This is a genomic window from Arthrobacter sp. ERGS1:01 (assembly GCF_001281315.1).
Classification (GTDB): domain Bacteria; phylum Actinomycetota; class Actinomycetes; order Actinomycetales; family Micrococcaceae; genus Specibacter.
This window is the reverse complement of the sequence record NZ_CP012477.1, coordinates 682,385-705,914: the sequence shown is the minus strand read 5'-3', so window position 1 is coordinate 705,914 and position 23,530 is coordinate 682,385. Positions and strand designations below refer to the sequence as shown.

Annotated in this window: 25 protein-coding genes and 3 pseudogenes; 17 read left to right on the top strand and 11 right to left on the bottom strand. The window is 58.6% G+C overall.

Annotated elements, in window-relative coordinates:
• Positions 1-323: 323 nt before the first annotated feature.
• Positions 324-1,361: a phage integrase family protein gene (locus AL755_RS03120; RefSeq protein WP_150116997.1), complete on the top strand. Its 1,038-nt coding sequence runs from the start codon at positions 324-326 to the stop codon at positions 1,359-1,361.
• Between the two features lie 150 nt (positions 1,362-1,511).
• The gene (locus AL755_RS23110; RefSeq protein ID WP_150116996.1) at positions 1,512-2,264 is read left to right on the top strand and encodes a hypothetical protein; all 753 of its coding nucleotides are present in this window, start codon (positions 1,512-1,514) and stop codon (positions 2,262-2,264) included.
• A gap of 187 nt (positions 2,265-2,451) precedes the next feature.
• Here AL755_RS23110 and AL755_RS23105 read toward each other — a convergent pair whose 3' ends face one another.
• The 4 genes and pseudogenes from AL755_RS23105 to AL755_RS03100 all read right to left on the bottom strand — a co-directional run bounded on the left by AL755_RS23105 (position 2,452) and on the right by AL755_RS03100 (position 5,087).
• On the bottom strand, positions 2,452-3,093 hold the full coding sequence (locus AL755_RS23105) for a hypothetical protein (protein WP_150116995.1): 642 nt from the start codon (positions 3,091-3,093) through the stop codon (positions 2,452-2,454).
• Entirely contained in the window at positions 3,086-3,910 is an 825-nt protein-coding gene (locus AL755_RS22145; protein WP_082368837.1) for a PIN domain-containing protein, read from the bottom strand. Before AL755_RS22145 ends, AL755_RS23105 begins: the two co-directional genes overlap by 8 nt.
• 343 nt (positions 3,911-4,253) lie before the next feature.
• Positions 4,254-4,691, bottom strand: a pseudogene (locus AL755_RS03105) (Y-family DNA polymerase); the annotation flags it as partial.
• Positions 4,692-4,700: 9 nt separating this feature from the next.
• Positions 4,701-5,087: a LexA family protein gene (locus AL755_RS03100; RefSeq protein ID WP_237762421.1), complete on the bottom strand. Its 387-nt coding sequence runs from the start codon at positions 5,085-5,087 to the stop codon at positions 4,701-4,703.
• A gap of 152 nt (positions 5,088-5,239) precedes the next feature.
• Here AL755_RS03100 and AL755_RS03095 point away from each other — a divergent pair, with 152 nt between their 5' ends.
• Entirely contained in the window at positions 5,240-6,034 is a 795-nt protein-coding gene (locus AL755_RS03095; protein WP_054009656.1) for a TIR domain-containing protein, read from the top strand.
• 218 nt (positions 6,035-6,252) lie between these two features.
• Here AL755_RS03095 and AL755_RS23395 read toward each other — a convergent pair whose 3' ends face one another.
• Positions 6,253-6,675, bottom strand: coding sequence for a hypothetical protein (locus tag AL755_RS23395; RefSeq protein ID WP_160318828.1), 423 nt, complete (start codon positions 6,673-6,675; stop codon positions 6,253-6,255).
• 72 nt (positions 6,676-6,747) lie between these two features.
• Complete coding sequence (locus tag AL755_RS23390) at positions 6,748-6,888, bottom strand: hypothetical protein (RefSeq protein ID WP_160318827.1); 141 nt, start codon at positions 6,886-6,888, stop codon at positions 6,748-6,750.
• 497 nt (positions 6,889-7,385) lie between these two features.
• Between AL755_RS23390 and AL755_RS03085 the strand changes: the two genes are divergently transcribed.
• Complete coding sequence (locus AL755_RS03085) at positions 7,386-8,084, top strand: phospholipase A2 (protein ID WP_150116994.1); 699 nt, start codon at positions 7,386-7,388, stop codon at positions 8,082-8,084.
• The gene (locus tag AL755_RS03080; protein WP_054009653.1) at positions 8,081-8,503 is read left to right on the top strand and encodes a hypothetical protein; all 423 of its coding nucleotides are present in this window, start codon (positions 8,081-8,083) and stop codon (positions 8,501-8,503) included. Before AL755_RS03085 ends, AL755_RS03080 begins: the two co-directional genes overlap by 4 nt.
• Positions 8,504-8,762: 259 nt before the next feature.
• Here AL755_RS03080 and AL755_RS03075 read toward each other — a convergent pair.
• Positions 8,763-9,041 (bottom strand): annotated as a pseudogene (locus AL755_RS03075) (response regulator transcription factor); the annotation flags it as partial.
• 414 nt (positions 9,042-9,455) lie between these two features.
• On the opposite strand from AL755_RS03075, the gene AL755_RS03070 reads away from it, so the two are divergent.
• Complete coding sequence (locus AL755_RS03070) at positions 9,456-9,659, top strand: cold-shock protein (protein WP_054009651.1); 204 nt, start codon at positions 9,456-9,458, stop codon at positions 9,657-9,659.
• Between the two features lie 1,113 nt (positions 9,660-10,772).
• Here AL755_RS03070 and AL755_RS03065 read toward each other — a convergent pair.
• Entirely contained in the window at positions 10,773-10,949 is a 177-nt protein-coding gene (locus AL755_RS03065; protein ID WP_054009650.1) for a CsbD family protein, read from the bottom strand.
• Positions 10,950-11,209: 260 nt separating this feature from the next.
• Here AL755_RS03065 and AL755_RS03060 point away from each other — a divergent pair, with 260 nt between their 5' ends.
• Both AL755_RS03060 and AL755_RS03055 read left to right on the top strand, forming a co-directional pair.
• Positions 11,210-11,671, top strand: coding sequence for a hypothetical protein (locus AL755_RS03060; protein ID WP_054009649.1), 462 nt, complete (start codon positions 11,210-11,212; stop codon positions 11,669-11,671).
• Between the two features lie 46 nt (positions 11,672-11,717).
• Positions 11,718-12,047 (top strand): LapA family protein, encoded by a 330-nt coding sequence (locus AL755_RS03055; protein ID WP_054009648.1) that lies wholly within the window; start codon positions 11,718-11,720, stop codon positions 12,045-12,047.
• 697 nt (positions 12,048-12,744) lie between these two features.
• On the opposite strand, the pseudogene AL755_RS03050 reads toward AL755_RS03055, so the two are convergent.
• The 3 genes and pseudogenes from AL755_RS03050 to AL755_RS23845 all read right to left on the bottom strand — a co-directional run bounded on the left by AL755_RS03050 (position 12,745) and on the right by AL755_RS23845 (position 15,143).
• Positions 12,745-13,333, bottom strand: a pseudogene (locus AL755_RS03050) (nucleoside deaminase).
• Positions 13,334-13,360: 27 nt separating this feature from the next.
• A complete protein-coding gene (locus AL755_RS03045) occupies positions 13,361-14,857 on the bottom strand; it encodes a sulfatase-like hydrolase/transferase (RefSeq protein ID WP_150116993.1) in 1,497 nt (498 codons plus the stop codon).
• 43 nt (positions 14,858-14,900) lie between these two features.
• The gene (locus AL755_RS23845; RefSeq protein ID WP_237762464.1) at positions 14,901-15,143 is read right to left on the bottom strand and encodes a hypothetical protein; all 243 of its coding nucleotides are present in this window, start codon (positions 15,141-15,143) and stop codon (positions 14,901-14,903) included.
• Between AL755_RS23845 and AL755_RS03040 the strand changes: the two genes are divergently transcribed.
• The 9 genes from AL755_RS03040 to AL755_RS03000 all read left to right on the top strand — a co-directional run bounded on the left by AL755_RS03040 (position 15,046) and on the right by AL755_RS03000 (position 23,506).
• Complete coding sequence (locus tag AL755_RS03040) at positions 15,046-16,389, top strand: MFS transporter (protein ID WP_237762460.1); 1,344 nt, start codon at positions 15,046-15,048, stop codon at positions 16,387-16,389. The genes AL755_RS23845 and AL755_RS03040 overlap by 98 nt on opposite strands.
• A 71-nt stretch (positions 16,390-16,460) precedes the next feature.
• Entirely contained in the window at positions 16,461-17,195 is a 735-nt protein-coding gene (locus AL755_RS03035) for a GntR family transcriptional regulator (protein WP_054009645.1), read from the top strand.
• 81 nt (positions 17,196-17,276) lie between these two features.
• A complete protein-coding gene (locus tag AL755_RS03030; RefSeq protein ID WP_054009644.1) occupies positions 17,277-18,248 on the top strand; it encodes a nucleoside hydrolase in 972 nt (323 codons plus the stop codon).
• Positions 18,245-19,204 (top strand): ribokinase, encoded by a 960-nt coding sequence (locus AL755_RS03025; protein WP_054009643.1) that lies wholly within the window; start codon positions 18,245-18,247, stop codon positions 19,202-19,204. Before AL755_RS03030 ends, AL755_RS03025 begins: the two co-directional genes overlap by 4 nt.
• Before the next feature lie 135 nt (positions 19,205-19,339).
• Entirely contained in the window at positions 19,340-19,570 is a 231-nt protein-coding gene (locus tag AL755_RS03020) for a hypothetical protein (protein WP_054009642.1), read from the top strand.
• Positions 19,571-20,019: 449 nt separating this feature from the next.
• The gene (locus AL755_RS03015) at positions 20,020-20,913 is read left to right on the top strand and encodes an oxygenase MpaB family protein (protein ID WP_237762420.1); all 894 of its coding nucleotides are present in this window, start codon (positions 20,020-20,022) and stop codon (positions 20,911-20,913) included.
• Entirely contained in the window at positions 20,900-21,379 is a 480-nt protein-coding gene (locus AL755_RS03010) for an ImmA/IrrE family metallo-endopeptidase (protein WP_054009641.1), read from the top strand. Before AL755_RS03015 ends, AL755_RS03010 begins: the two co-directional genes overlap by 14 nt.
• On the top strand, positions 21,379-22,356 hold the full coding sequence (locus AL755_RS03005; protein ID WP_054009640.1) for an MAB_1171c family putative transporter: 978 nt from the start codon (positions 21,379-21,381) through the stop codon (positions 22,354-22,356). Before AL755_RS03010 ends, AL755_RS03005 begins: the two co-directional genes overlap by 1 nt.
• Before the next feature lie 91 nt (positions 22,357-22,447).
• Positions 22,448-23,506: a DUF4192 domain-containing protein gene (locus AL755_RS03000; protein ID WP_054009639.1), complete on the top strand. Its 1,059-nt coding sequence runs from the start codon at positions 22,448-22,450 to the stop codon at positions 23,504-23,506.
• Positions 23,507-23,530: the final 24 nt, after the last annotated feature.

Here is a 23,530-nt window from a genome sequence, read left to right as displayed (position 1 = left end):
AACGGCCGCAAAACTGCGCCGCATGCGGCACTTTCCGCATCTCCCCATACCTCCGCAGTCAAGGGCCGGTGTGCCCGGAATGCGCCGAACTCGACGAATGGGGTCATTGCAAACGATGCGGCGCGACCCAACGTCAGCTCTACGGACGATACTGCGCGGCTTGCATCATCCCGGGAAAACTACGTGAAATCATCTCGGATGAAACTGGGCACACTCACCCGGGCCTGCTCCCGCTAGAGTCCTACCCCCTCCGCGATGAATCAAAAGCCGACGCCGTACTAACGTGGTCCTGGCGCAGTCCCATGTCCCGCATAGTTCACGAGATGGCCACCGGTGCCAGGCCACTGTCACTCACCACAGTCGCTGCCTTGCCACAAACCAATGCCACCGGCTACTTGGCAGCATTGCTCATGGAATCGGGAACAGTTCCCGAGGAGAACTTCGACCGGATAAGAATGGAAATCTGGGAGCGAGACCACTTCTCCACCATCGAAAACCGTGAAAATCGAAACCTTTTACGACAGTACGCCACTTGGGTCATCAACCCCCTCTTCAGCGATTCAGCTATCGCCGGCCCGGTCCTTGAAAACAAACGCCTGGCGCGATCCAAGCGCCAGATACTGCTCGTGACCGACTGGCTTCGAGCGATTGAGGCACTTGGGTTCGATCTATCCACCGTGCCTCAACGAGTCTTCGACGAGTATGTGGCAACCCACGGCCGAATGGGAACCGAACTCACTCCCTTCATGAGATGGGCCAAGAATCAGCGACAGACTCGAATCCGCAGTCACTACTTCAAAGCCGAATTCAACGCTGGATCTGTCTCTGAGGAACAACGCTGGGCATGGATCAAAATGCTGCTGCACGAAAGTGAACTAAAAATTGCGGCCAGAGTCGCCGGACTATTTTGCCTGGCCTATGGACTAAGCCTGACCCGGGTCATCGGCCTCCGCATGGCCGATCTGTCCATGGATAGCGATCCAATACGAGTTACTTTTGGCAAAGATCCAGTGGAACTACCAGCTGCCGTTGGGCAACTCGTCAAAGACCTAGCGAACCACAATTCATCGAATGGATTCGAAGAACCGTCATGGCTCTTCAAGGGAAAACAACCAGGTCGCTCTCTCACAACGGCGGCCATTTCCGGCCCTCTCCGCAAAGCAGGAATACACCTGCAACACGGCAAAGGGGCCGCAATGATGATCCTGTCACGCGACGTCCCCCCTTCCATCCTTGCCGATCTCTTAGGCATTTCCATCACTGCAGCTATCCGATGGGCCGGAGTCAGCGGCCATGACTGGGTCGATTACCCCCGCCTTCGAATGAATGTGCCGGCAAACGACCACGACGAGCTGCGCTAGGGACCTGCCACAGGCGGACTTCGTTGCAAGAACCACTGCCATCTTCTGGCGGGGCAGTCCGACCGAACCCGACCATCTTGAACGGCCTGACCTGAAGGCGCCAGACAGATACTTCAAACCGGAAAAGCATCATGCTGGCATAATCGCTCTATGCCGTCCTCTGAAACCGGAACTAAAGAGATTAACGAACTCCTCCGCCGACTCAATGACAAAAGCAACCCCGGCATCGGGCTATCCCCATCCAGCTACCAACCGATCAGAGATCTCCTAGAAGGCGTAGCCAACGGGGTCAAGTACTTCGCCCCTCTCGGATGGGCCTATTTTGGCAAATGGCCAGTCGCCGGAACCAACGCTGCGCTGAAGGCCCTAGTGGCTGGTGCCGAAACTGCCGAAGTAGATGAAATTCTTACCCGGGCATGGAACGATGACCTCTCCGAGTGGTACCGCTGGTCACTTCCAGCACTTCGCCGCGCGGGAAATCACTCACCGAGGCTTCGACAGATTTTGTGGCGCCGAGCCGAACTCATCGAAAAAGCCATCGAACACCATCTCAAAGGCGCCTACGAGGCGAGTATTCCAATCCTCTACGCCCAGGCCGAGGGCCTCGCCTACGATGCAACGGGAAAGCCATTCTTCACCAAAAGCTCACGCCACTACGTTGCGGCAATCGATGACACCACCCTGGCAGGATTAGACGGAAATCTTGAAGTAGCCCGAGTTCTCTTCAGCGACGACGTTTCGGAAACTCAAGATAAAGGCAGCCTCTCACGACATGGTATCCTTCACGGCCGCGAACTGGCCTACGACACCGAAGTGGTCTCGACCAAAGCCCTCGTGCTCGTTCTGAGCCTGGCTGAACATTGGGAACAACTCTTGGCCAAGGTTCCGGGATTCGAGGACTGACCTTAGGGGTCCGAATTTTTCCTGTTGTCCGGCTGGGGCCCACTTGCAATAAGGCTCTATTCGGCTGCCAAACTAACTTTCATCCGGGTGCATTGCGTTGGCACGGTTCCCCAGGATGCATTGGAACGATAAGACGTGAGGCCCGCAACTACTTACGGCTCCATGTGCCCACCCCAGAATCGAGCTTCTAGCGGACTACTCTTTCCAATTCTCGTAGGAAACTGTCCGTGATTTCCGAATCCAACTTGAACGTAATTTCTAACGAGAGCACTCTCGGCTGCTCAGCATCGCTGTCGAGGGAGTCAATGGCATTTTCGAGGTCAGAGACGAATTTTTGGATAGAATTTCGTGTCTCCTGGATGGGCTGGTCGAGGAATGAACAACCAATTTCAAGCAATTTTTCGGTGTTGTCGGGAGCTTGAATCGACCTGAATTCGATGACCCAATCCAACAACTTCTCGTACATTTCGACCAGTCGAATTCCTATATGTTCAATCAAGGCCGGGTCTCCCGATACGCCAGGAGGACCGAACGCTAGTGCCTGGGCCTTAGGGCTAAGTAGCTTGTCTAGATTTGAGACTATGGTCGATCCACCCGCCATACGGACAGACACTTCCCGGGCTAGATCGCTCTTGGCGATAGTTGGCCCGACATGTGTCTTCAAACCAAGATGGTAGTCCCTCCATTTTGGTTCGGTACGTTCAAGCCCAGTGACTAAGGCACCTCCAAAAAGTAGATACTCCCAAACTGGAGGCATTGTGGCGAGCAGCTCACGTCGAGCACTTTCATCCCGGGGCACGCGTCTTATCGGGTATTGAGTATCATCCATTGTTCTCCTCAGGGTTTACTCGTCGCTCATAATCGGGAGGAAGGTACCGGGCATCCAGCCCCGCGGCATGAGCGCGAACACGCATTCCCCGATCTCGGGTCACTAACGTGACCCTGCTATCGCACAGCGAGGCAAAAAAGTTCATCTGCCGGACAATTTCATCGTCGTTGCTGCTGAGTCGCTGATGACCAACCGGTTCATCCACGATCTGTAGTGTGACGTTGGCTCTAAGAGTGACTCGCTCAAGTGCTGAATCACTAGACAAAAAACCATCCAGATCCTTGAGGACACCACCAGCGGCGCGGACACCTCGATCTTTGAGGGAATCCAGCTCGTCGACAATTGTCAGAGGGATGGTGAGGCACACCTTCTTTTCCTCGAATTGCTCATTCCACAGCAGCTGGTGAAACGGTCTTCCATGGATGAAAACGTTCGTATCGCAGACGAGTAGGCGTTCGTCTGCCGCAGGTTTCAGCAGATCACGGTAGTGCAGAAGCTGTTCACGCAGTAATTGAATTGATCGTTCCTGGTCATGAATTTCGCCGCGGATTAGGGGCTGTGGGCGCTGCGTTGCGGAGGATATTTCTCGAATCTGCCAGTAACGAGCCGTGTGGAGCCTACGTGAGACCGCTTGGTCATCGTATAGAGACCTCAGGCTATCCTCAGTGGATTCTGCCCAGGCCATATAACTGTTTGCTGCCAAGGTGGCATCGGAATTAAGGGAACCAGCCAAACTAGACACCTGATTCAAAATATGGTCAAGGGACGCAAGTGCCGCCGGGACGGACTGCCCTTTCTGAAGATATTCCCAAGCCATCCTCAAAGTATGCCTGCTCGAGCTCGAGGCGTCACTTCACACGACCCTAGTTTCGGCAGTCATGGCACGAACAAGTAGGAGAACGCAGCGACTCACGGCAAGCCCGAGGGGCAAGTCCGCATGCCGTCAACAAATATGGACTTTGATGCAGAAAAGGTTCCACCATCCGGTCACTTGTCAGAGCTCTATGACGCTTGCATCCACGAGACTCAGAAATTCTCCCAGAGCGCCTGCTCCCACGGACCCAGGCTGAACCCATCCACACTAGATTCGCGACCACTATGGGAAGATCCCTCTGCCAAAAATCCAGACTGGCCACTCACGATTCCGCCACCTTACCGGTAGTGGACGCGATCCCCACGCACACGGGCACCCCACAGTGCCGGCGCACGGCGTCCTTCATTTCCCGGCCCAGGGCGAGCAGTTCCGGGCCGGTACCTTTGACGGTGCAGAATGCTTCGTCAATGCTGTAAATCTCAATTTCATGGCTATACCGGCCGAGCAGTTCCATCACGCGGGCGCTAACGTCCCCGTACAGCTCGTAGTTACTGGACTTGGCAATCAATCCCCATTCCCTGGCGCGGGGTGCGAGCTTGAACCATGGCTCACCCATGGGTATACCCAATGCCTTGGCTTCGGATGACCTGGTGACTGCGCAGCCGTCATTATTCGACAGCACAATGAGCGGCTTGCCCTCTAGGGACGGGTCGAAGGCCCGTTCGGCGCTGGCGTAGAAGCTGTTGACGTCCACATGGGCAATGGCGGCCTGCAGGCGTTCCACGACGAAGGCCTACAGGAGATGATGAAGGGCCACGGAGGCAGTGCCCCAAATAACGAGGGAGGCAAGTTCCGGCACCCGAATATCCGGGTAGTCCGGATTCTCTGCTTGCAAGATGACGCCCGTCGGGGTGATACGCAGCCGCTTGACCGTCAGTTCCCCGTCCAGGACGGCAACGACGATAGACCCGTCCTTGGGTTCCAGGGCCCGGTTAACGATCAACTCGTCCCCATCACTAATGCCGGCACCCTCCATGGAATGACCCGACACACGGATGATGTACGTACTCGTCACATCCTTGATCAGGTGATCATTCAGGTTGATCCGACCGTCAAAGTAGTCCTGAGCCGGCGACGGGTACCCGGCAGCCACGGAGACGGGGGCAAGTAGCGGGTGCACGGCAGGGGCCGCAAAGTCTACTAAACAAATATAAGAAACATGAGCCATGACACACCAATTACTAGAAATAAAGTTCTACTAATTGAGTGTAGGCCTTCCCCCTGACAACGGCCACGGCCAGGAGCTTCAAGGAAGTTGGATAGTCTCATCCAATGGATTTATCTCGAAAGTTAGAGCTCTTACAGAAGCAGATCGATACCGCCAATAAGAACCTTGTTTCAGGCTTCGAAGACTGGAGGGAAGGCACTGAAATGGTGCTCCGTACGGTCATGGGGAACGGCTCTCCCTTGCACATGAAATTTACTCTTACTCAATTCAGGCCAAGCTCCGGGGCCGGCGGCGCGTTCTTTGAACGCAGGCAGGCTGGTATTGATAAGGCGCTTTCGATCCTTCGCGCGGCCCAGAATGAGTTGAGGATTAGGGCAGAATCTCAGCAGGCGGAGCTTACGGCGGAGGTTGAAGAACTCATCGATGTAGCCGACAAAGGCACCGTTGAGACCCCTGGTCGCATCTTCATCGTTCATGGCCATGACGATGGCAAGAAGCACGAGCTGGCACGCTTCCTGACGGCTCTGACAGGCAGTGAACCCGTCATCCTCCACGAGCAACCTAACAAGGGTGCGCTCCTGATGGAGAAACTAGAGACGAGTGCCGCAGGCACAGGGTTTGCCGTCGTTCTCCTGACCGCTGATGACCTCGGCAGGGCCAAGACGGAGGAGGATCTAAATGGACGGGGGCGCCAGAACGTCGTCTTTGAAATGGGATTCTTCATGGGCGCCCTGGGTCGATCACATGTGGCAGTGCTCATGGACGAAGGTGTAGAAGTACCCGGGGACGTGACGGGTCTTGTCTACACGTCATTGGATGCGGCCGGAGCCTGGAAGCACACCCTTGCACGAGAAATCGAACACGCCAATATCCATGTTGACTGGTCAGCACTACGCTAAAAGTGACCCCTCCACCTCCTTGGAACTGATACACTCCCCCGCCGACATCCCCCGAATGAAAGTTGCCGGGGAGTCGTGGAAACACGGGGTTTGGTAGTAATGGACCGGATTTACACGATAGGCCACTATCGAGGAGATCAGCGGTTCAGTTGCCTTACTTCAAGTCCCATACCTCATGGCCGCGTCAATGGGTTGCAAGATTTGTCGACCTCTTAGCATCAAGAATTGTCCTGTTCGCCGGGGTTTGACCCTGTTTGCACCTCGCGGAGAAACAGGGTCAGCGGATCCGTTTCGTCTTCGATGGATTGAAGAATGGCAGAGATCGCCTGCCTGAGAGCTCGCGTCATGTCTTCTAAAGGGGCCTGGTGGGGGTGCGCGCTGACGGTAGCGGCCACAATGCAGGGATAGAAGCTTTGACGCAGGGCGAAGGCCGTGGGTACTTGCGAGCATCCATCCAAAAAATTAGGGGGAACGGGACCGTTCAGGAGCGTGTCCAGGGATGTTTGAGTGAGGGCCGCTAGTTTGCACAGCTGTTCCCAGGTCGGATAGAACAACCCTTGTTCCCACCTGTCCACGGCAGGTTCGCGGGCCCCGCACGCTTCATCAACCCATGCCCCCACAAATTGTGGCGAGGAAAACATCCGGTCTCGTCCGCCACGAGCCTCGGGATCAAAGGCAAGAGTGATGGCAGAAGGACGTAGATCACCGTTCTGCTACTGCACGAACAGGGCGGGATGTTGGGCGGCCTGCTCCGCGGAATCAACGCCCAATGTCCGCTTGGTCAGGACAGCCGGCGACAACTGCTCCTGAGCTTCCACACCTGGTGTGGAGGACTTCTTTCGTTTGAAGAACACGGGACAAGCCTGCCATAAGTTCACGACGATGACTCCGCCACTGATTCGGGGGTCCCCAAGTGGCCTATCGTGTAAATCCGTTCCATTACTGCGAAGACCCCTACACGAAACCTTGTTTGTGGGTTGCCTAGCGGCATGGTCCCTTGGGAAGATTCATCAGCGGCGCGCGTGAGACCCTCGGGGATCAATTTGACGGGTAGTCATCATTTTTAGGTTAGATTGAAGGACGCTCGAATTTCGTCGGGCGTACTCGGTCCATAGTAATGGCCGAATACAAGTGGGGGCTTGAACGATGAATCATCGAAAGAAATTTAGCAATTTAGGCGGCATTCTCGCAATCCTTTTGGTTGCCAGCAGTATGACATTGGGGGCGGTTACTTCCGCCAACGCCGCAGACGCAACGCTCAGCCCCGGGGCCTCTGGTGTGACGAATACGGATTCTTCGTCCGATTCGAATTGATAACAGTGTCATCAGGCCACTGCTAGATACAGTTATCGTGCTGAATCAGGATCAAGGAAACTCGTCCCCGATCACGGGCTTGAGCGACGGAGTGGTCGCAGAGAGCCAGGGCGGCGAACCCCAAGAATCCGTCGCCCTTTCAGAAGACGGGCAGCCGTACGGTCAGCTCACGGCACCCTTTGCGATGGACGCCAATGGGGGCAAAATTCCGTCCACCTACACGGTTGCCGGCAACACGGTGACTCAGGAATTCACCGTGACCGCATCCACCGTCTATCCGATCACCCTGGCCCCGGCGTACCTCAGGGATGGCCACAGCGAGGACGCTGAGGTGTCAGCCAACTACCATCAAATGCTCCTAAATATTCCGGGCGATAACGCCGGTGACGGCGGACCTCAATTGCGCCTGGCCGGGGTCTCCATCCCTTCGAACTACATTTATAATCCGAAGATGAGCCCAAAAGAGCTTCATGATTACTGCGCATGGTCACCGGACTCCTTTGGAAACGCCAACTTCAGGGGCTCATGTGCACGACATGACTTGTGCCTAGAAAAGATCATGTGGATGCCGACGTTGCAGCGAAAAGTCGAACGAAGCAAATGTGATGCAGGTCTTCACACCAACCTGTTTATGAGCTGCAACCTGGCAAACAATTCATTCACTGCACCTGCTTGCAGGACCGTAGCAGTTACCTACTATGTAGCAGTCTCCGCCAACACTTGGACGTTCGGATGAGTGAGATGACAAACGATAGGTCAAGAGCCTCCGTTGCCCGGGGCCTGCCCGCAACATGTGCCAGCCTGGCGGTGATCGCAGGACTCCTACTCCCGCAATTCGATTCGCTGTACATCACAGGCTATGTCGCATCCATTGTCTTTGCTGTGGCCACCCCACTGGCCTTCACCATGGCGGTCTCTGGTCAGTTGTTGAAGCAGAGTCGGAAGCTTCGGCAGCTGGTCATCGGCACGGCCGTCGTGGCCCCCCTTTCTGTCGAGGGAAGCGCCCTGCGTCTCTCCCTAGGCAGTAAGGAGGGAGCCTTCTACGATATCGGGGCAGCTCCGGTATGGCTGTTCTTTACGTTTGCGTTGCTCGTACTGACACTTTTGGCGACGAGGGCAATACCGCACGAGAATCGCATCCTTCGGGACCAATGACCTGAAGCACTGTCATGGAAAATGGCCCGTTCCGCCTGGCATCATCCAGACGGAACGGGCCATTTCTGTTGTTCCACCCGACGTTCCAGTTCCTTAGAATTGGGACACTCCCCGGCGAGTTTCTGCCAGCCTAACTAGAAACTTTATGGCCCGTTCCTTGACGCTCAACCTCATCCACCGGGCAGAGCAGATCAGCGAAGCTCCGGAGTTCCTGGGGCCGGAACGGTTTGGTTAGGTAGGCGCCTGCTTCGGAGGCCATACCGGCCGCCTCATCACCAGGGCCGGGTCGGCCCGTAAGCAAGAGCAGTGGGGCCTCTGAGACTTCCCTGATCTGGCGCGCCACCTCGCGCCCATCAATATCGGGTAGTCCGAGATCCAGAGTCACCAACACAGGGCCCAGGTCACGTGCGGCTGCGACCCCCTCCGCCCCCGAAGCGACAGCGTGAACCTCGAACGCTGCTTGGGTCAAAATAGTGTCGATAAGACCTCGAATATCCTGGTCGTCTTCGATAACCAGGCAAATTCCTCGCGAACTCATGACATCCTCTCCGTGCAGTCCGCCCAAGTCTAAGTCCGAACCGGCCCGCTACTCACCACACGTGAGGACGAGCACTCGGTGGAGTTTCCTCGCCACTCAACTTTGTGATCCCCTACCACCGGGAGGGGAGTCGGAGCCTGCATGTATTCTGTGCCCGTGACCGAGAAATGAGGCCTTCCCGCAGCTGCCGTTCGCGGCTCGTGGGCTTTTAGAGACGACTCTGGTCGGACGCGGATTGCCTTTGAATATGCCCTGCCGGTATCAGGAACAGTATGCGGCCCTTTCCGATTCCCGCCAGCGATATCCCTTGCCCGTCCGGTCGTCCACCCCGTACATTGGGGCCACGGACGACGAAGTCCACAGCTGCCGGCGATTACCTGGCGGCGAATCACTGTCTCATAAAGGAACACTGTCATGACCACAGGCACAGTCAAATGGTTCAACGCCGAGAAGGGCTTCGGCTTCCTTGCCCCCGATGACGGGTCCCAAGACGTTTTCGCCCACTACACGGCCATCGCCAGTGGTGGGTACCGGACTTTGGAAGAGAACCAGAAAGTCCAGTTCGATATCGTCCAAGGTCCCAAGGGACCCCAGGCTGAGAACATCCGCCCCCTGTAACCACTATCGACCTGTGTTGCAGTGCAGCGCTCATGGCAATACCTAATGTCCCATACCCCTTCCGGGCAGGGCCAAAGGGGCCTCCTGGAGGAGCCTAGGTGCGTTCTTGGCGGGGAATTTCCATTTGAAACCCACACCGGCAGTGGAGAACCCGGGTCCGTAGGTAGACTTCCAGACGGTGTTTCTCGCCAAGGTTAGCCACGGAAGCCGAAGCGACGGTGTGTCGCACGGTGGAGCCCCGGGTCATGGGTTCGCCACAATGCACCTATTGTCCCTCAGCGTCGATGGGCGGCCGCCCTGAATACTCGTAAACGACCCCCGGGTTAAGGGACTCGATAGGAACGTCATGGGCATAGAAATTGTCGCATTCCAGGCACGTATAACTGACCGCTAGCAGTTGCCCGGGTTCCGAGAAGGACTCATCAACGCTCTCGATCAACAGAAACTCATCGGTGCCGCACCGGCTACACCAGGGACGGGTATTGCGGTCCGGTGGTGTTTGTTCCTCGGCGGGAGTCGGGGCTACAGGCACCATGGCCTGCCCTCCTTGATCAGCGGGTTACTACATCAGTCTTGAGTCTGGTGTGGGTTGCGGCCATGGGTAGTTCGGCCGGGTCCAATGGGTTAGTGGACGGGCGGATCCGGCGGCATGAAGGGGTCCGGCGGGTACGGGGACGGCGGCATCGGTTCTGTCGGGTCCGGGGGACGGTTGGGAGGCGGTTCAGTCGGAAACGGTTCCGAAGGCCGGACAGGCTCCGGCGGGACCGGAGGCTGGCCAGGGATAATCGGTAGCTGCTCACTCATGATCGTGGCCCCTTTCTCATAAACCATTTTGGCTCTGCTGGCGGACTACCCCACGGCGTCACCGAACGTGATGAGGGTGGCGGTTCCTGCTGTATCGGCGTCAATGTGGGCGGATTGAAGCCCCTCGGAACTCTTATCTGCTCGATGGCCACCCCGCGCAGCACCCATCATGCGGAATAACGATGTCAGGCATCCTCCCCGAGCGGAGCCGTGGTGCCTTGGGCCCAAGTCTCCAAAGTCGGGTGCCTGGCCGCTCATCCTGGCCGTGACGGGAGACCAGGCAGCGCGACGATGAACGCTGACTGGAGGTCAGTGCTTTTTGAAGACGTCCTTGATTTTATCTCCGGCCTGTTTCAGTTCAGCCTTGGCCTTATCTGTTTTGCCTTCTGCTTTCAGACGGTCGTTGTCGGTCGCTTCGCCTGCGGCTTCCTTGGCCTTGCCGCCAGCCTTCTCGGCGGCGTGCTTGATCTTGTCGCCCAACCCCATGACTCTGCACCCTCTCCCCTGCTAGGTCTGCCAGTTCGTATTGGCAGGATGCCTTCAGGATAGACCCGCAATCACCGGGCCAACAGAGATTAGAACGAATCTCCAGAGGCCATTCCGATCCGGTTAGCCTAGCCAGACCACCCCCGGTCTGGGCAACCAATGACCCGGCAACATGCACCTGAACAAATACCCGCCATCTCCTGTTCCGGCTAAGTGGCCCGGGCGTAAGCTGGCCGAAGACGACCACATGAGAGGTTCACATGTCCGACATGAAGAGAATGATTCATCAGGCACAGAACCTTGGAACGGCTGGGGTGAGGCATACCCTGGACAATCCCTCAGCGGTGCTGGACACGGTTACGAAGTGGGGTCGAACGCGGCTGGACGAACGCAAAGCACCCCAGGTGGTGGCAGGGATCTTCGACACAGTCGCAGATAAGGCCATGTTCTCGCGCCAAACCCGGAAACTAGCCAAAAAAGCACTGAAGCATGCAGCGCGTGAACTGCGTCGCCGGTCACCTTCTCTCAAGAGGAAGAAGAAGGCGTGGCTGCTCTGGGGACTTTTTATGGCGGCCACAGTGGTGGGAACCATTCTCATAGTCCGCACCCTGCGTGACCGGCTGTACCAGGAAGCGCTGGGAGTGGTTGAGAACCCTCCAGCCCCCGTCGATGACCCGGTCGAAACGCCAGTACAGGAAGATCCTGGTCCCGGCAGCCTGTAAATCCTCGCCGTATCACGTTGGATTCCTTTAGAGAGGACTGAGCCCGATGGATGACGAGTCGTTAACACCCGAGAACACACCACCAGCCCGGACCAGCGAGCCGGTACTATCCAAACCCCATATTATGGTGACGCGGGCCAGCATGATGTGGGTCGCGACGGCCGCCGGCCTGCTCGTCCTGGTTCTCCTTATTATCTTCATCTTGCAGAACCAGGAATCCGTCACGCTGCACTACTTCGGGCTCAACGGCACCGTAGCCCTCGGCGTGGGCCTATTCATTGGAGCGGTCGGCGGCGGCATAATCGTCGCCATTGCGGGCACCGCCCGAATCATTCAACTACGCACGCGGGCACGCCACACCCAACACAAGCTCTGAGGCTGACGACTGAGGAAGAGCCAACCAATTCCCTGGTCACTAGCCAGGTTCGTACCTGAATCTCCGAAACCAGGGAACAAATGCTTGACAAATCTGGCCGTTCCAGTTCCTTGAAACTGAGACACCAAGCCGGCACCTATCCGTCGCAGGAAAGAATGCCAGGCTGCCACGAAAACTTGACAAGTGGCATTTCTGCCTATCGCTCGATTCTCACACTCAAGAGCCTTACGCGCTCCTGGAGGGTACGACGTATGGCGTCCAGGCCGGCCTGGTAGTCGGCGGCGTCCACCTCCGTTTGCTCAATGGCGCCGCTCTCGATGTGTTCCAGGGTTCCGAAGATCTTCACCGCATCATCGTGTGGTCTTTACGCCAGGCCCCACCCGGACAGAATGGGCTCATGTGCGGACGATACGTAATGGCCCGAGGAGTAGGCATTATTGCACTGGCTGCCGCTGAGTAAGCTCTGACGGCCAACTTCGCTTGGCGGCTTTTACTGCCGACGATGATGGGAAGGCCTTGGTCTTGGGGCTCATCGATTCCAGAATGGCGTATGACCTCCCGCTCGTCTACCACGTGATTCCGCTGGTATTCAGGATTCCTTGTCCGAGATCAGCTCTGATTGGAGTGGCGATCTCGGACAGCGATCGTACTCGTCGGCAGATCGCGGACCGAACCTTGCGGTGTTTAGCTGCCGGTGCTAGTAGTCGATTCTGGAGTCGAGGGCGTTCCAGGTGTTGAACGGTTCTAGAATGGCTGGCGCTTGGGCGTCGTGGAGTTCGAGCTTGGCCACTGGCATGAGTGCGTCCCGGTTCTCGTTTTCGAAGTATTCGTAGAAGACGGCGTCATCGAATCCGACCGAAGCGGCATCGTGCCGATCTGCGGCAAAGACCACGCGATCAATCCGCGCCCACAGTGCCGAAGAGAGGCACATGGGGGCAGGGCTCGCAACTGGTGTCGAGGATTGCCCCATGGAGGTCGAAGGTGCCCAGCTCGCTGGGCACCCGACGGATGGCGGTGACTTCGGCGTGTGCGGTTGGGTCGTTGGTGGCTGTGACGCGGTTTACGCCCTCGAAGTCCTGCCCGTCTGAAGTGACGACGGCGGCACCGAACGGGCCACCGCTGTTGAGCACGTTGGCCGCTGCCAATTGGATGAATTGGGCCAGGTAGGACTCGGACGTAATGGTGCTGCCCACTATATTTCTTTTGTGGTGAGTCGTTGCAGAAGTATGAAAAGTGCGTGAGGCGTAGCTAGTGCCATCAGAATCCGCAGCGCGCTCTGCCACCATCGGACGGCGGCAGTGCTCTTGAGGTGCTTAGGCTTTGAGTTGTCGGCGCTTTTGGATGCCGGCTTCGAGGTTGGTGAGCCACCTGGAGTCTTCTTCGAGCTTTGGCTCGCTGTTGTCCCGCCATGCTTCGTCTTTGTTGTGGCGTGGCTGGTCGAGCACGTCTCTCCCTGAGTGTTCCGGGGTGGAGTAATTTTCGAAGTATGCGTCGACTTTCAGGTCGAGCTCATTGAGGACTTCGGCGTAGCGCTGGTCGTCGATGACATTTACTTGCTCCCGGGGGTCCTCGACGAGGTCAATTAGTTCGTGGGGGCCGTCGGGGTAGCGTCGGATGAGTTTGAGGCGTTTCGTGCGAACCATACGAAGGTTCCCGTACTCACCAAATACCGCGTCAGTCCACTGGAGCAGGGACTGCCCGAGCAGGGCGGGCCGGTAGGATCGACCCGGATAATTCTCGGGCCCGGAGCTGGACGGTAGTGGTATGCCAGCTGTTTCCAGGATGCTCATGAAGGTGTCGCAGTGGGTGACTGGCTCCTGACGAACCTGGCGCCCGAGGATGCCGGTCGGATGGCTCACTATGAGTGGCACACGAATGGATTCCTCGACCATGTTGTAGGGAAGCGTGCCGTTGCCTTTCCCCCAAATCCCGTGATGGCCGGCATTGAGACCATGGTCGCTCGTGTAGATGACCAACGTATCCTCCCGGAGACTGAGCATCTCCAGTTCGTCCATAACCCGGCCAATTTGTTCATCAATGTCGGTCACCGACGCATAGTACTGGGCCAGAGCTTCGCGGGGATTGCTGCGCGTGGGATAGAGGGATTCGGATCGGAGGCGGCCGAACGGGTACGTGGGGTCCTCGGGTATGTCACGGAAGGTGGCCTGGCGGTACTGGTCGACGAGGCGCTCGGGGTGTCCGGTCCACGGGCTGTGCGTGGCCAAGTACCCCACGGTCAGGAAGAAGGGCCTATCCGCATCCCTATTGCGGAGGAATTCCACTGCACGATCGGTGATGCCGTGCCGGTCATAACCGGCGGTCGGAAGCTCCGTTCGGGGCCATGGCGCGTCATACCCTTCGGGCTCTGAGACGGCGGCCGACTGGGAGAACCAGAAATCGAATCCTTCCGGTTTTTGTTCGCCGTTGCCCAGATGCCATTTGCCGCACAGTCCCGTCACATAGCCTTCCCCTTGGAGGATTGAGGCTAGTGTTGCCTGCCCCCCAAGCCAATCCACGGCTTGAACCTCCGGATCGGATTCGGCCAGGTAGTCATGGATGCCATGTTGGGAGGGCAATTTCCCGGTAAAGAAGCAGGCCCGCGCCGGAGAACACACAGGGGACGGTGTGTAGGCGTTCTCGAACCGAACGCCGGTGCTGGCGAGGTGATCGAGGGTAGGGGTGCGGATCTCGGTGTTTCCATAGCAACCTGCAGCCCACTGAGCATGGTCATCGGTAAGGAAAACTAGGACATTCGATGGCATTTTTGCGGATCCTTTCGGGAAGGCCTTGACATCTGTGATGTGGAGCACGTTCAATAGTCTAAAGGTTGGACCTCTGGATGTCCAACGATAGTTATGGTGTTACCACCTCAATACTTTTAGGAGTCGTTATGGCACTTGATGCCTCGTTCACTTCACCAAAGAAGAGAACAACTAGAACTGCCTGGCTGGTTACCGCCCTGTTGTTGGCTGTTGGCAGCTTCCAGCTCAACAACACCATGATCGCGCCGGCAAACCCTTTCATCATTTCGGAACTGCACACGGACACGGCGACCGTCGGTCTGGCCCAGACGTTGTTTTTGCTGATGTCAGCCATCTCCGCCATCGTTGTCACCCGGATCAGCGACTGGACAGGACGCAAGCGTGCCTTGCTGGCAAGCCTGGCCATCCTGATTGTGGGTGACATCATTTGCGCCCTCGCCCCATCAATCGGCTGGTTCCTGGTGGGACGGACGGTCGGCGGTCTCTGCGGGGCCGTCTTCGCCTTCGCCTTCCTTATCTTGAAGGACGTCCTCACCCTGGGTACCTTCAGCCGGGCCCTTGCCGTCGTAGCTGCCGTCAAGTCAGGTTTGGGCGGCTTTGAATCCGTGGCCGGCGGCGCCATCGTCGACAGCCTCGGATTCCGGGCAATCTTTTGGACCATGATCGGTTTTACTCTCATTGCTGCGGCCGCGATCCATTTCGCCGTGCCGGAGGTCTTCACGGCGGCCAAGCAGCGCCTTGACTGGCTGGGCTGCCTCGTCATCGCCGGCGGCCTGACCGGCATCTCAGTCGCCCTCTCTCAGGGCGGAAAATGGGGCTGGACCAGTCCGCAATCGCTCATCTGCTTGCTCGGAGGCGTGGCGCTGCTGTGCCTGCTGCCTACCGTTGAACGACGGGCAACAGCGCCCCTGATGGCACCGGAAGAACTTCGTTCACGCCAAGCATGGCCGGTGTTGACCACCAACGTCCTGACCCTGGCCGGCGCGTTCGCCGCCACCGGGTTCGTCCTGCCGCTCATGGCACAAAACGCTGCGGCAGGCTTCGGCATGAACGCCGTGACAGCCTCCCTGCTCTACGTGATGCCCGTCTCCGCAGTCGGATTCCTCTTCGCACCCTTCGCCGGCTGGTTGGCCCCGCGCATCGGATGGCGCACCATCTTGCTCGCCGGCATGGTCGTCACCATCGTCGCAGTGGCCGTCCTCGCCTTCAACAGCCACAGCCCGTCCATCGCCTTCGCAATGGCCATCGTCCTCGGAGCCTTCTATACCGGCATGGTCCTCACTTCCTTGGACGAGTTGGGGGTACTGCTCTCCTCCAAGGCATCCCCCGGATCCCTCACCGGATTCAACACCGCAGCGTTCGGCATTGGAGCCTCCCTGGGCGTCGCGCTCACCGGTGGGATCATCGCCGGCATGCAGGTCGGGGGCCACCCGACCCACGCAGGCTACACCGCAGCCCTGTGGGCATGTGCAGCATTGGTCTTCGCCGGAGGCCTGTTCGCCCTGTTGATCCCCAAGACAGGTGTCGGCGCCCTCCATGACGGGTCCGCATCCGCGGAGCCCGTAGCGGCACAACAATGACGTGATCGTGCCGGCACGATGGAAGGATAACAGCAGGACTCCGGACCCGCCCACAAGAGAAGGATCAGACGATGGCAATGATGAGAACACTGCGCGCACAGGGTGCCGAGGAACTACGCACCCTCGTCGAGGCTGAGTACCGTCCCGGGGACAGGCTGCCGCCCGAAGCCGAACTCGCCCGCCGCATCGGTCTGAGCCGCAACACGTTGCGGGAGGCGATCGGTCTGCTCGCAGCCGAAGGGCTCGTGGAGCGAAAGTGGGGTGTCGGGACCACGGTGCGCGAGCCCCATGCCCCGGCGGTCTTCAGCGTCACCGACGTCAGCCCCGTCAGAGACGTCATCCGTGCCGCCGGCCACCGTGGGGCCCTGAAACAATGCACCATCGAGGCTGGTACAGCCGATGACCACCTGGCCACGACACTGGGGCTGAAAGTTGGCTCGGCTATCTGGGTCATCGCACGAACGTTTACCATCGATGACGTTCCCGCCATCCTGATGCAAGACTTCATGGCCCAGACCATTGCCGGGACCCTCCTGGATCCCTCACCGCTGAATGATTTCGCCGTCGACATGGTCGGACTAATCAAGGACCAAACAGGTCAAGTTCTGACTCGGATGGAAGGAAAAATCGACGCCATCCCCGCCGCCGATTCCACACTTTGGCAAGGACAAGACGACGACGCCGGACCCCTGGTCCAGATCAGCCAGACCTGCTACACGGACGACGGGACGCCACTGGTCGTTACCGTCGCCCAATTCAACAGCCGAATCGTCGACCTGACCATTAAGCGCTCCTTCTCCTTCTAAGACAGACATTCACCAACCCTCCGAATCGCCGGCCATCGTACCCGCGGTGACCTCGCCCCTGCCCTTTAGGAAAGAATTCCCATGCCCATCCCCGTAATTCTTGACGTCGACACCGGAATCGACGACGCCCTTGCCATCCTCTTCGCCGTCAAGCACCCCGACATCGATCTGCGCGGAATCACCTGTGTTGCCGGCAACGCAGCCCTGGACCAGGTCGTCGCCAACACCCTGGCCGTACTGGACATGGCCCAAGCCGGGCCCGTCCCGGTCGCTGCGGGGGCGATGAAGCCGCTCATCGAGCCAGCCCGCAACGCCAGTCACGTCCACGGCGACGACGGATTGGCAGGCACTGCCTTGCCGCCGTCGGCCCGCACCGTCGAAAGGACACACGCCGTCGAGTGGCTTCGTCAAACCCTCACCGCCTCAGCCGACCCGATAACCATCGTCTGCCTGGCACCTCAAACAAACCTCGCCGTGCTGCTAACCATGTACCCGCACCTTGCGGACAAGATCGGACGCGTCATCTTCATGGGCGGGTCGATCGGCACGGGAAATGCCACCCCTGTCGCTGAGTTCAATATCTGGCACGACCCGGAAGCCGCCCACATCGTGCTTCAATCGGGAATCCCCACACTGATGTACGGCTTGGACGTCTTCATGCAGGTCACGATCCCCGAAACCCGTGCCCTGGCTATGGTGGCCTCGGGACGACCCCTCGAGGGCTTCATTGGCACCCTGCTCAGCTATAGCATTCGTGACGCCGAAGGCCGGCCGACCGCCTACGAGGGACTCATCGGCGATGCTGGAGCCGTCTGCGCACTCGTTGATCCGAAGGCCCTCGATCTCGAGACGGTGCCTGCGCTCGTGGACTTGTCGTCCGGGCCAAGCCGGGGGCAAACCCAGGTCGATCGCAGGACGACGGAGGGTGAAGACTTCCATCACCAACAAGCCCGTTCAATGAGCACGATCCAGGTAGCCATCGACGTCGACGCCGAACGCTACGCCAAGCTCTTCATGGACACCGTACTTTTCAAAGAACAGGCTCAACCATGATTTCTTCCCACCTGCTGGTGATGCTCGGTTCCCTGAATGCAGACATATCCGTCAACGTCGAAACCTTCCCCGAACCGGGAGAAACAATAACCGGAGGCGACAGCAGTCTCCGTCCCGGCGGTAAGAGCGCGAATCAGGCCGTGTGCGCCTCCCTACTCGGAGCCAACGTCGCCATATTCGGTACAGTCGGCATGGACAGCAACGGCGACATGCTCCTCGAGAACCTCCGACAAGCCGGCGTCGACGTAAACGGCATTGCCCGAACTTATCTGGCACCCACAGGCACTGCAATGATCACGGTCGACCGGAACGCGGAAAACACCATCGTCGTCTCCCCCGGAGCCAACGCGCACACCACCGAGACCCTAGTGTCGGCCAACGCCACCATCCTCCGCGCGGCCCGCGTTGTATGCCTGGCCCTTGAAGTTCCCGTTTCCACGGTTCTCGCCGCCGCCCGGCTGGCCCATGCAGGAGGAGCCACCACCATCCTCAACCTCTCACCCTTCGAGCAGATCGGGCCCGAACTCATCCGGCTAGCAGACATCCTCCTCCTCAACGAAGGCGAGCTCGAATCCCTTCTCGGATTCCCCTACCATCCCGATACCGCAGAGCAAGTCCTAGCCGCCCTATCCCATCTTGGAGCATCCCAGACGATTGTCACCCTCGGATCGGCCGGTGCGGTGATATTTGACTCCAACGCGACCGACCCGACAACCCCCATTACACACGTGCCCGCACCGTCAGTCGCTGCCGTCGATACCATCGGCTGCGGAGACGCCTTCACGGGAGCACTCGCGACAGAAATTGCCGCCGGCCAAAGTACCGCCCGTGCCGCCAAAAAGGCAACCCATGTCGCCGCAGTCGCCGCAACTCGACACGGCGCCCAATCCTCTTACCCCACCTGGCAGGAGCTTCAGCCGTTCTTGAACGGGAACCGGCAAACAGAAAAATGTTAATACGCCTCCACACCAAGACACCAACAAGCTCACGACAGACAGGCACCGAATCCCTCTGAACCCTCTAGGCACTACCGGCAGCCGCCGCCATCCCGACGCCTACGCGTCCACCAGCACAGCCCAATGGAGACCACGATGATCAAGCACCATGCCGACCTAGTAATGGAAATCACCGCCCACGACCCGAACACCCTCGAAAATGATCTCAACACCGCCGAGGCCATCGCCCGCGCCCGCGCTATGGTGGACCGTCAGTGCGGCATCCTGGTCACCCGGCACAACCACCACACCTACACGGTTCATGTCAGCTGCGAAGTCCCCTACGGGCAGACCCTTGAACGGCGGTATGAACCCGGCCGCGCCTAAAGCGTAGGATGCTTCGGCGTCAAGCAAAGAAGAGCCCGTAACGTCCCTGGCATTTCAATTCAGACGGAAAATGCACTCGAGAATACCCCCGGCAGCGTCCGCCACAGCTAGGGATCTCTGCGGGATCGTTTAGCCGTAAAAGCGGAACGTCCGCGGTTCAGACACCGGCCAGGACGGCAACCAAACATTAGTGGACGCCGCCGTGGCGGCGGCCACGCCCGTGGCTGAGGCGCTGGAGTTTTACCAGGTCGCCCACTCAAGGGCGATGGTCCAGGGGTCTGCCCCGAGTTTTGTTGACGCGGTGACGTAACCCTGAGCAGTCCTACACATATGCAACCGCCCCTTCAACATCTGGTCTCTAGCCGAGGACGGATCTACGATGGAGTGGGTACATTTCGACGCGCCGACCTCGGCACAATGGCCGTTGGCGCTGGGACGGGAGGTCTTCATTGCGCATAAACCGCAGCCTTGCCGAGTCTGCCCGCCGGCAAACGGTCGCGAACCCCGAAGATTGGGAAACCACCTACCGCCAGATGGTCCTCTACGACCTCGCCGCCGACATCGAGCTCGGCTTTTTCCTCGCTTACTACCGCAACTTCGCTGTCCCCAGCATTGCGGCAACATTGCAACTCAACGGTGAAATCATTCAGCGCCCCGTTAAACGCTCTTATGACACGGCCATCGTGACCTACGAGCTTATCTGCAACGGACTGGACAGCGAACGCGGTCGCCACATGACCCGCCTGCTCAACCACGTCCACCGCCACGTCCCTGGCAGCCAAGACGACTTTCTCTACGTCCTACTCACACTTCTCGTCGTCCCCATCCGGTGGGCCCGGGCACACGGTTGGAGAGTCCCAACGCCTACGGAAGAATCGGCAGCAACACGTTTCTACCGAGAACTTGGCTCGCGCATGAACATAGGAACTATCCCCTCGACGTTCGCCGAAGCGGAACGGTTCTTCGACGACTACGAGCGCGAAAACATCGCTCACTCCCCCGGCGGCGCCGAGCTGATGGACAGCACCGTGCAAGTCCTCAAATCTAGACTTCCCGCACCCGCCCGGCCACTTGCGAAGACCATGCTCACGGCAATGTTCGACGACGATCGCCTCACTGACGCGCTCGGCCTCCCCCGCACAACACAGCTGAGCAAAGCGACCCTCAAAACGGTGTTGAAGGCACGCAACGCAATCCACCGCCGTCGCCCACTCAGCAGCAAGCCACATTTTGTCCCAGGCGAGGCGGGCTCCAGTCTCTACCCCAACGGATACCGCCTCGATGACATCGGACCGGAAAACATCATGTCCCCAGCAAGCCAATCGAATCATGAGCCATCGTGACGCCCGCCGAGCTGCCGCCCGCGCCAACAAGGCCCTAATCCTCGATGGTGAAGCCTCGCTGGAATCGATCCAGAATGCCGTCGAGGCGCTGCTAGGCATTACCATCATCGTCTCGGCAATGGACATCGAGCAGCACGATCTGTCCGCTCTGACTGCCGACTGCGACGACGACGTGAAGTTGCTCTACTACGCCCCGAAGCTCTCGCCCTTGCACCGGCAGCAGAGCATTCTCCACGAATTCAGCCACCTGCTTCTGGGCCACGAGCACACTGCGGCGGGCATCACTATTGGCGAATTCAGCAGATCCTTCCCCACCCAACCGCGGAAACTCTTGGGCCGGAAGAGCCTCAGCGACGATGCAGAGCAAACTGCCGAGATCCTGGCCGATCTTCTCGCTGACCGCATCAGTAGCAATGGCCGCAAGAACCCTGACGAACCCGGTGGACTCCAGGAAGCCTTCGGCTGATGCTCCTTGTACCAGCGCTGACACTGTGGGCCATGGCCATCGTCCGACTCACGGCCATCGTCGACCCCCGCCGCTCCCATCTGTTCCGCGCCACAGTCTTTGCGGCAGCGGCCTGCACACTTCACTTGGCCCCGGTCTACTACGCGGTGGATCCTGTGCTGGGCGGGCACAACACCGTCGGCCTCGTCCTGCTGCTGTTTCTGTTGACCGGGTTTTGGCAGTTCCGCGCGGCCATTATGCTGGCTGCTCTTACCGATAACGTACGACGGCGACACCAACTTGCAATTGGAAACTCGGCAATGACGGTGGCCGGGATAGCAGTCACCGTCGGTTTTCTCACAAGCCGTGTGGACCGCACCGATCAGAACTTGCCAGTCACCTACGGTGACCAGTTCGGCATGCAGGTGTTTCTCTGGACCGGATCCTTGTTCATCCTTTGGGCGTGCCTCGACATCACGTTTATCCTGCATCGTCACACCGCTTCGTTGCATGCGGTAACTTTTCGCCTGGGATTCTGGCTAATCGGTCTGGGGATCGCAGCATTTTGCCTCACGCTCGTGGATCGGCTACTTTCTGGGATGGTCATGGCCGCGCACGACAGCGGCAACGACCCCCTATCCTTCTTGAACTCGCTCAATGGTGTGGCGGAGACGTCCGCCGTCGTGCTAGTCGGCATTGGCATTGTCCTCCCACGGTTGGGCCGTCCGGTCAAGCATCTTCTGCGAGATTTACAAGCACGGTTGCTCTTGATTGAGATTCACACCACCTGGCGGCAGGTAACCACTGGGACCAGCGATGTCGTCCTCAACCCCAACGAGATTTCACTTCTTGACTTCCTGGCGGTCAAGCCTGTGAGGCGATTGCACCGCAGAGTGATCGAAGTCAGGGACTGTGAATTCAAGCGGCCAGAACGCCCCCTCAGACCTAAATCATTGGCGTTGGTCAGTCACATTGAAGATACACTGATTGGCCGCTGAACCCAGCTGACCCGACGTCGTTTTACCTCCTCCGGCCCATGAACTGGTGACAGGAGCTTCGGCTCATGACCCGTGATTGGTCGGAGGAATTGTGGAACGGCTCGGCATCAAGACCCCGGAAGACTTCATCAGCCTCATGGGGCATACCCTCGGATATTGGCCAAAGGAAAGCCTGGTCTGCCTTACCCTGGACGGCCGCCGGATTGGCTCGACTCTTCGGGTGGGACTTCCCAAAGAGGGAGCGGACACCGCAAGGTATGTGCATGACGTCGTCAAGTGCATTGCCAGCGACCGTGAGGCAACCGGCGTCGTTTTTGGAATCTTCACGCCTGCCCCGTGGGAAGCGATGGATGAACATCCGTATGAAGGCGTCATTGGAATCCTGGCCGGGGAGCTGTCACAGCACAACATCAAAGTCCGCGACGGCTGGATCATCAGCGAGACCTCATTCACCAACTACTTCCAGATTGTTCCTGATCCGCTGGCGCGCACTCCCCTGGAAACTATCAAGACGAGCGAGCTCAACGCGGAACTGGTGTTTCGCGGTTCCAGCATTGAGCCCGGCCCAGGAATCCGCATCCCCATTCTGGCTCGGCGGGACCTGAGCGAAGAGGTGTTCAAAAACTGCCTCCGCATCGAGGCCATGTCTCCGCGGGATGCCACCACCGAGGCGCGAATCTTGTGGGCTGGAGTGATCGATGGTGCCACCCTGCCAACGGATGCACAATCCGCAGAGTTGCTGGCAGACTTCAAATTCATCGCCGTGCGTGACCGACTCTTGGCCGACATTCCTGGATTGGAGGACAGCCTTGGCGACTTGCTGCTCGGCCAAACCAAACGTCCGCCTCACTGGCAGCGCGTCGACCGCGCCCAGGAGGTTCTGCTCCATCTATACACCCGCGCCGGTGGAACTGACGCTGCCCCCGTACTTACCAGTCTTGGGATCATCCAGTGGTGGGAAGGAAAAGGATCCCGTGCCCACCAATGCTTCCAGCACGCGCTGGAAGCCGACCCCAACTATCGACTTGCCCAACTCAGCGACCAAATGGTCGGCGCCGGCATCCTTGCACCCTGGGCCATGAACAAGAACTCTGCCTACCAGCCGCCCATGAGCCGCGAGCCCCGGATCGAAGGAATGGGGATGGCGTAGGCGAAAATTGGAACTAACGTGCCG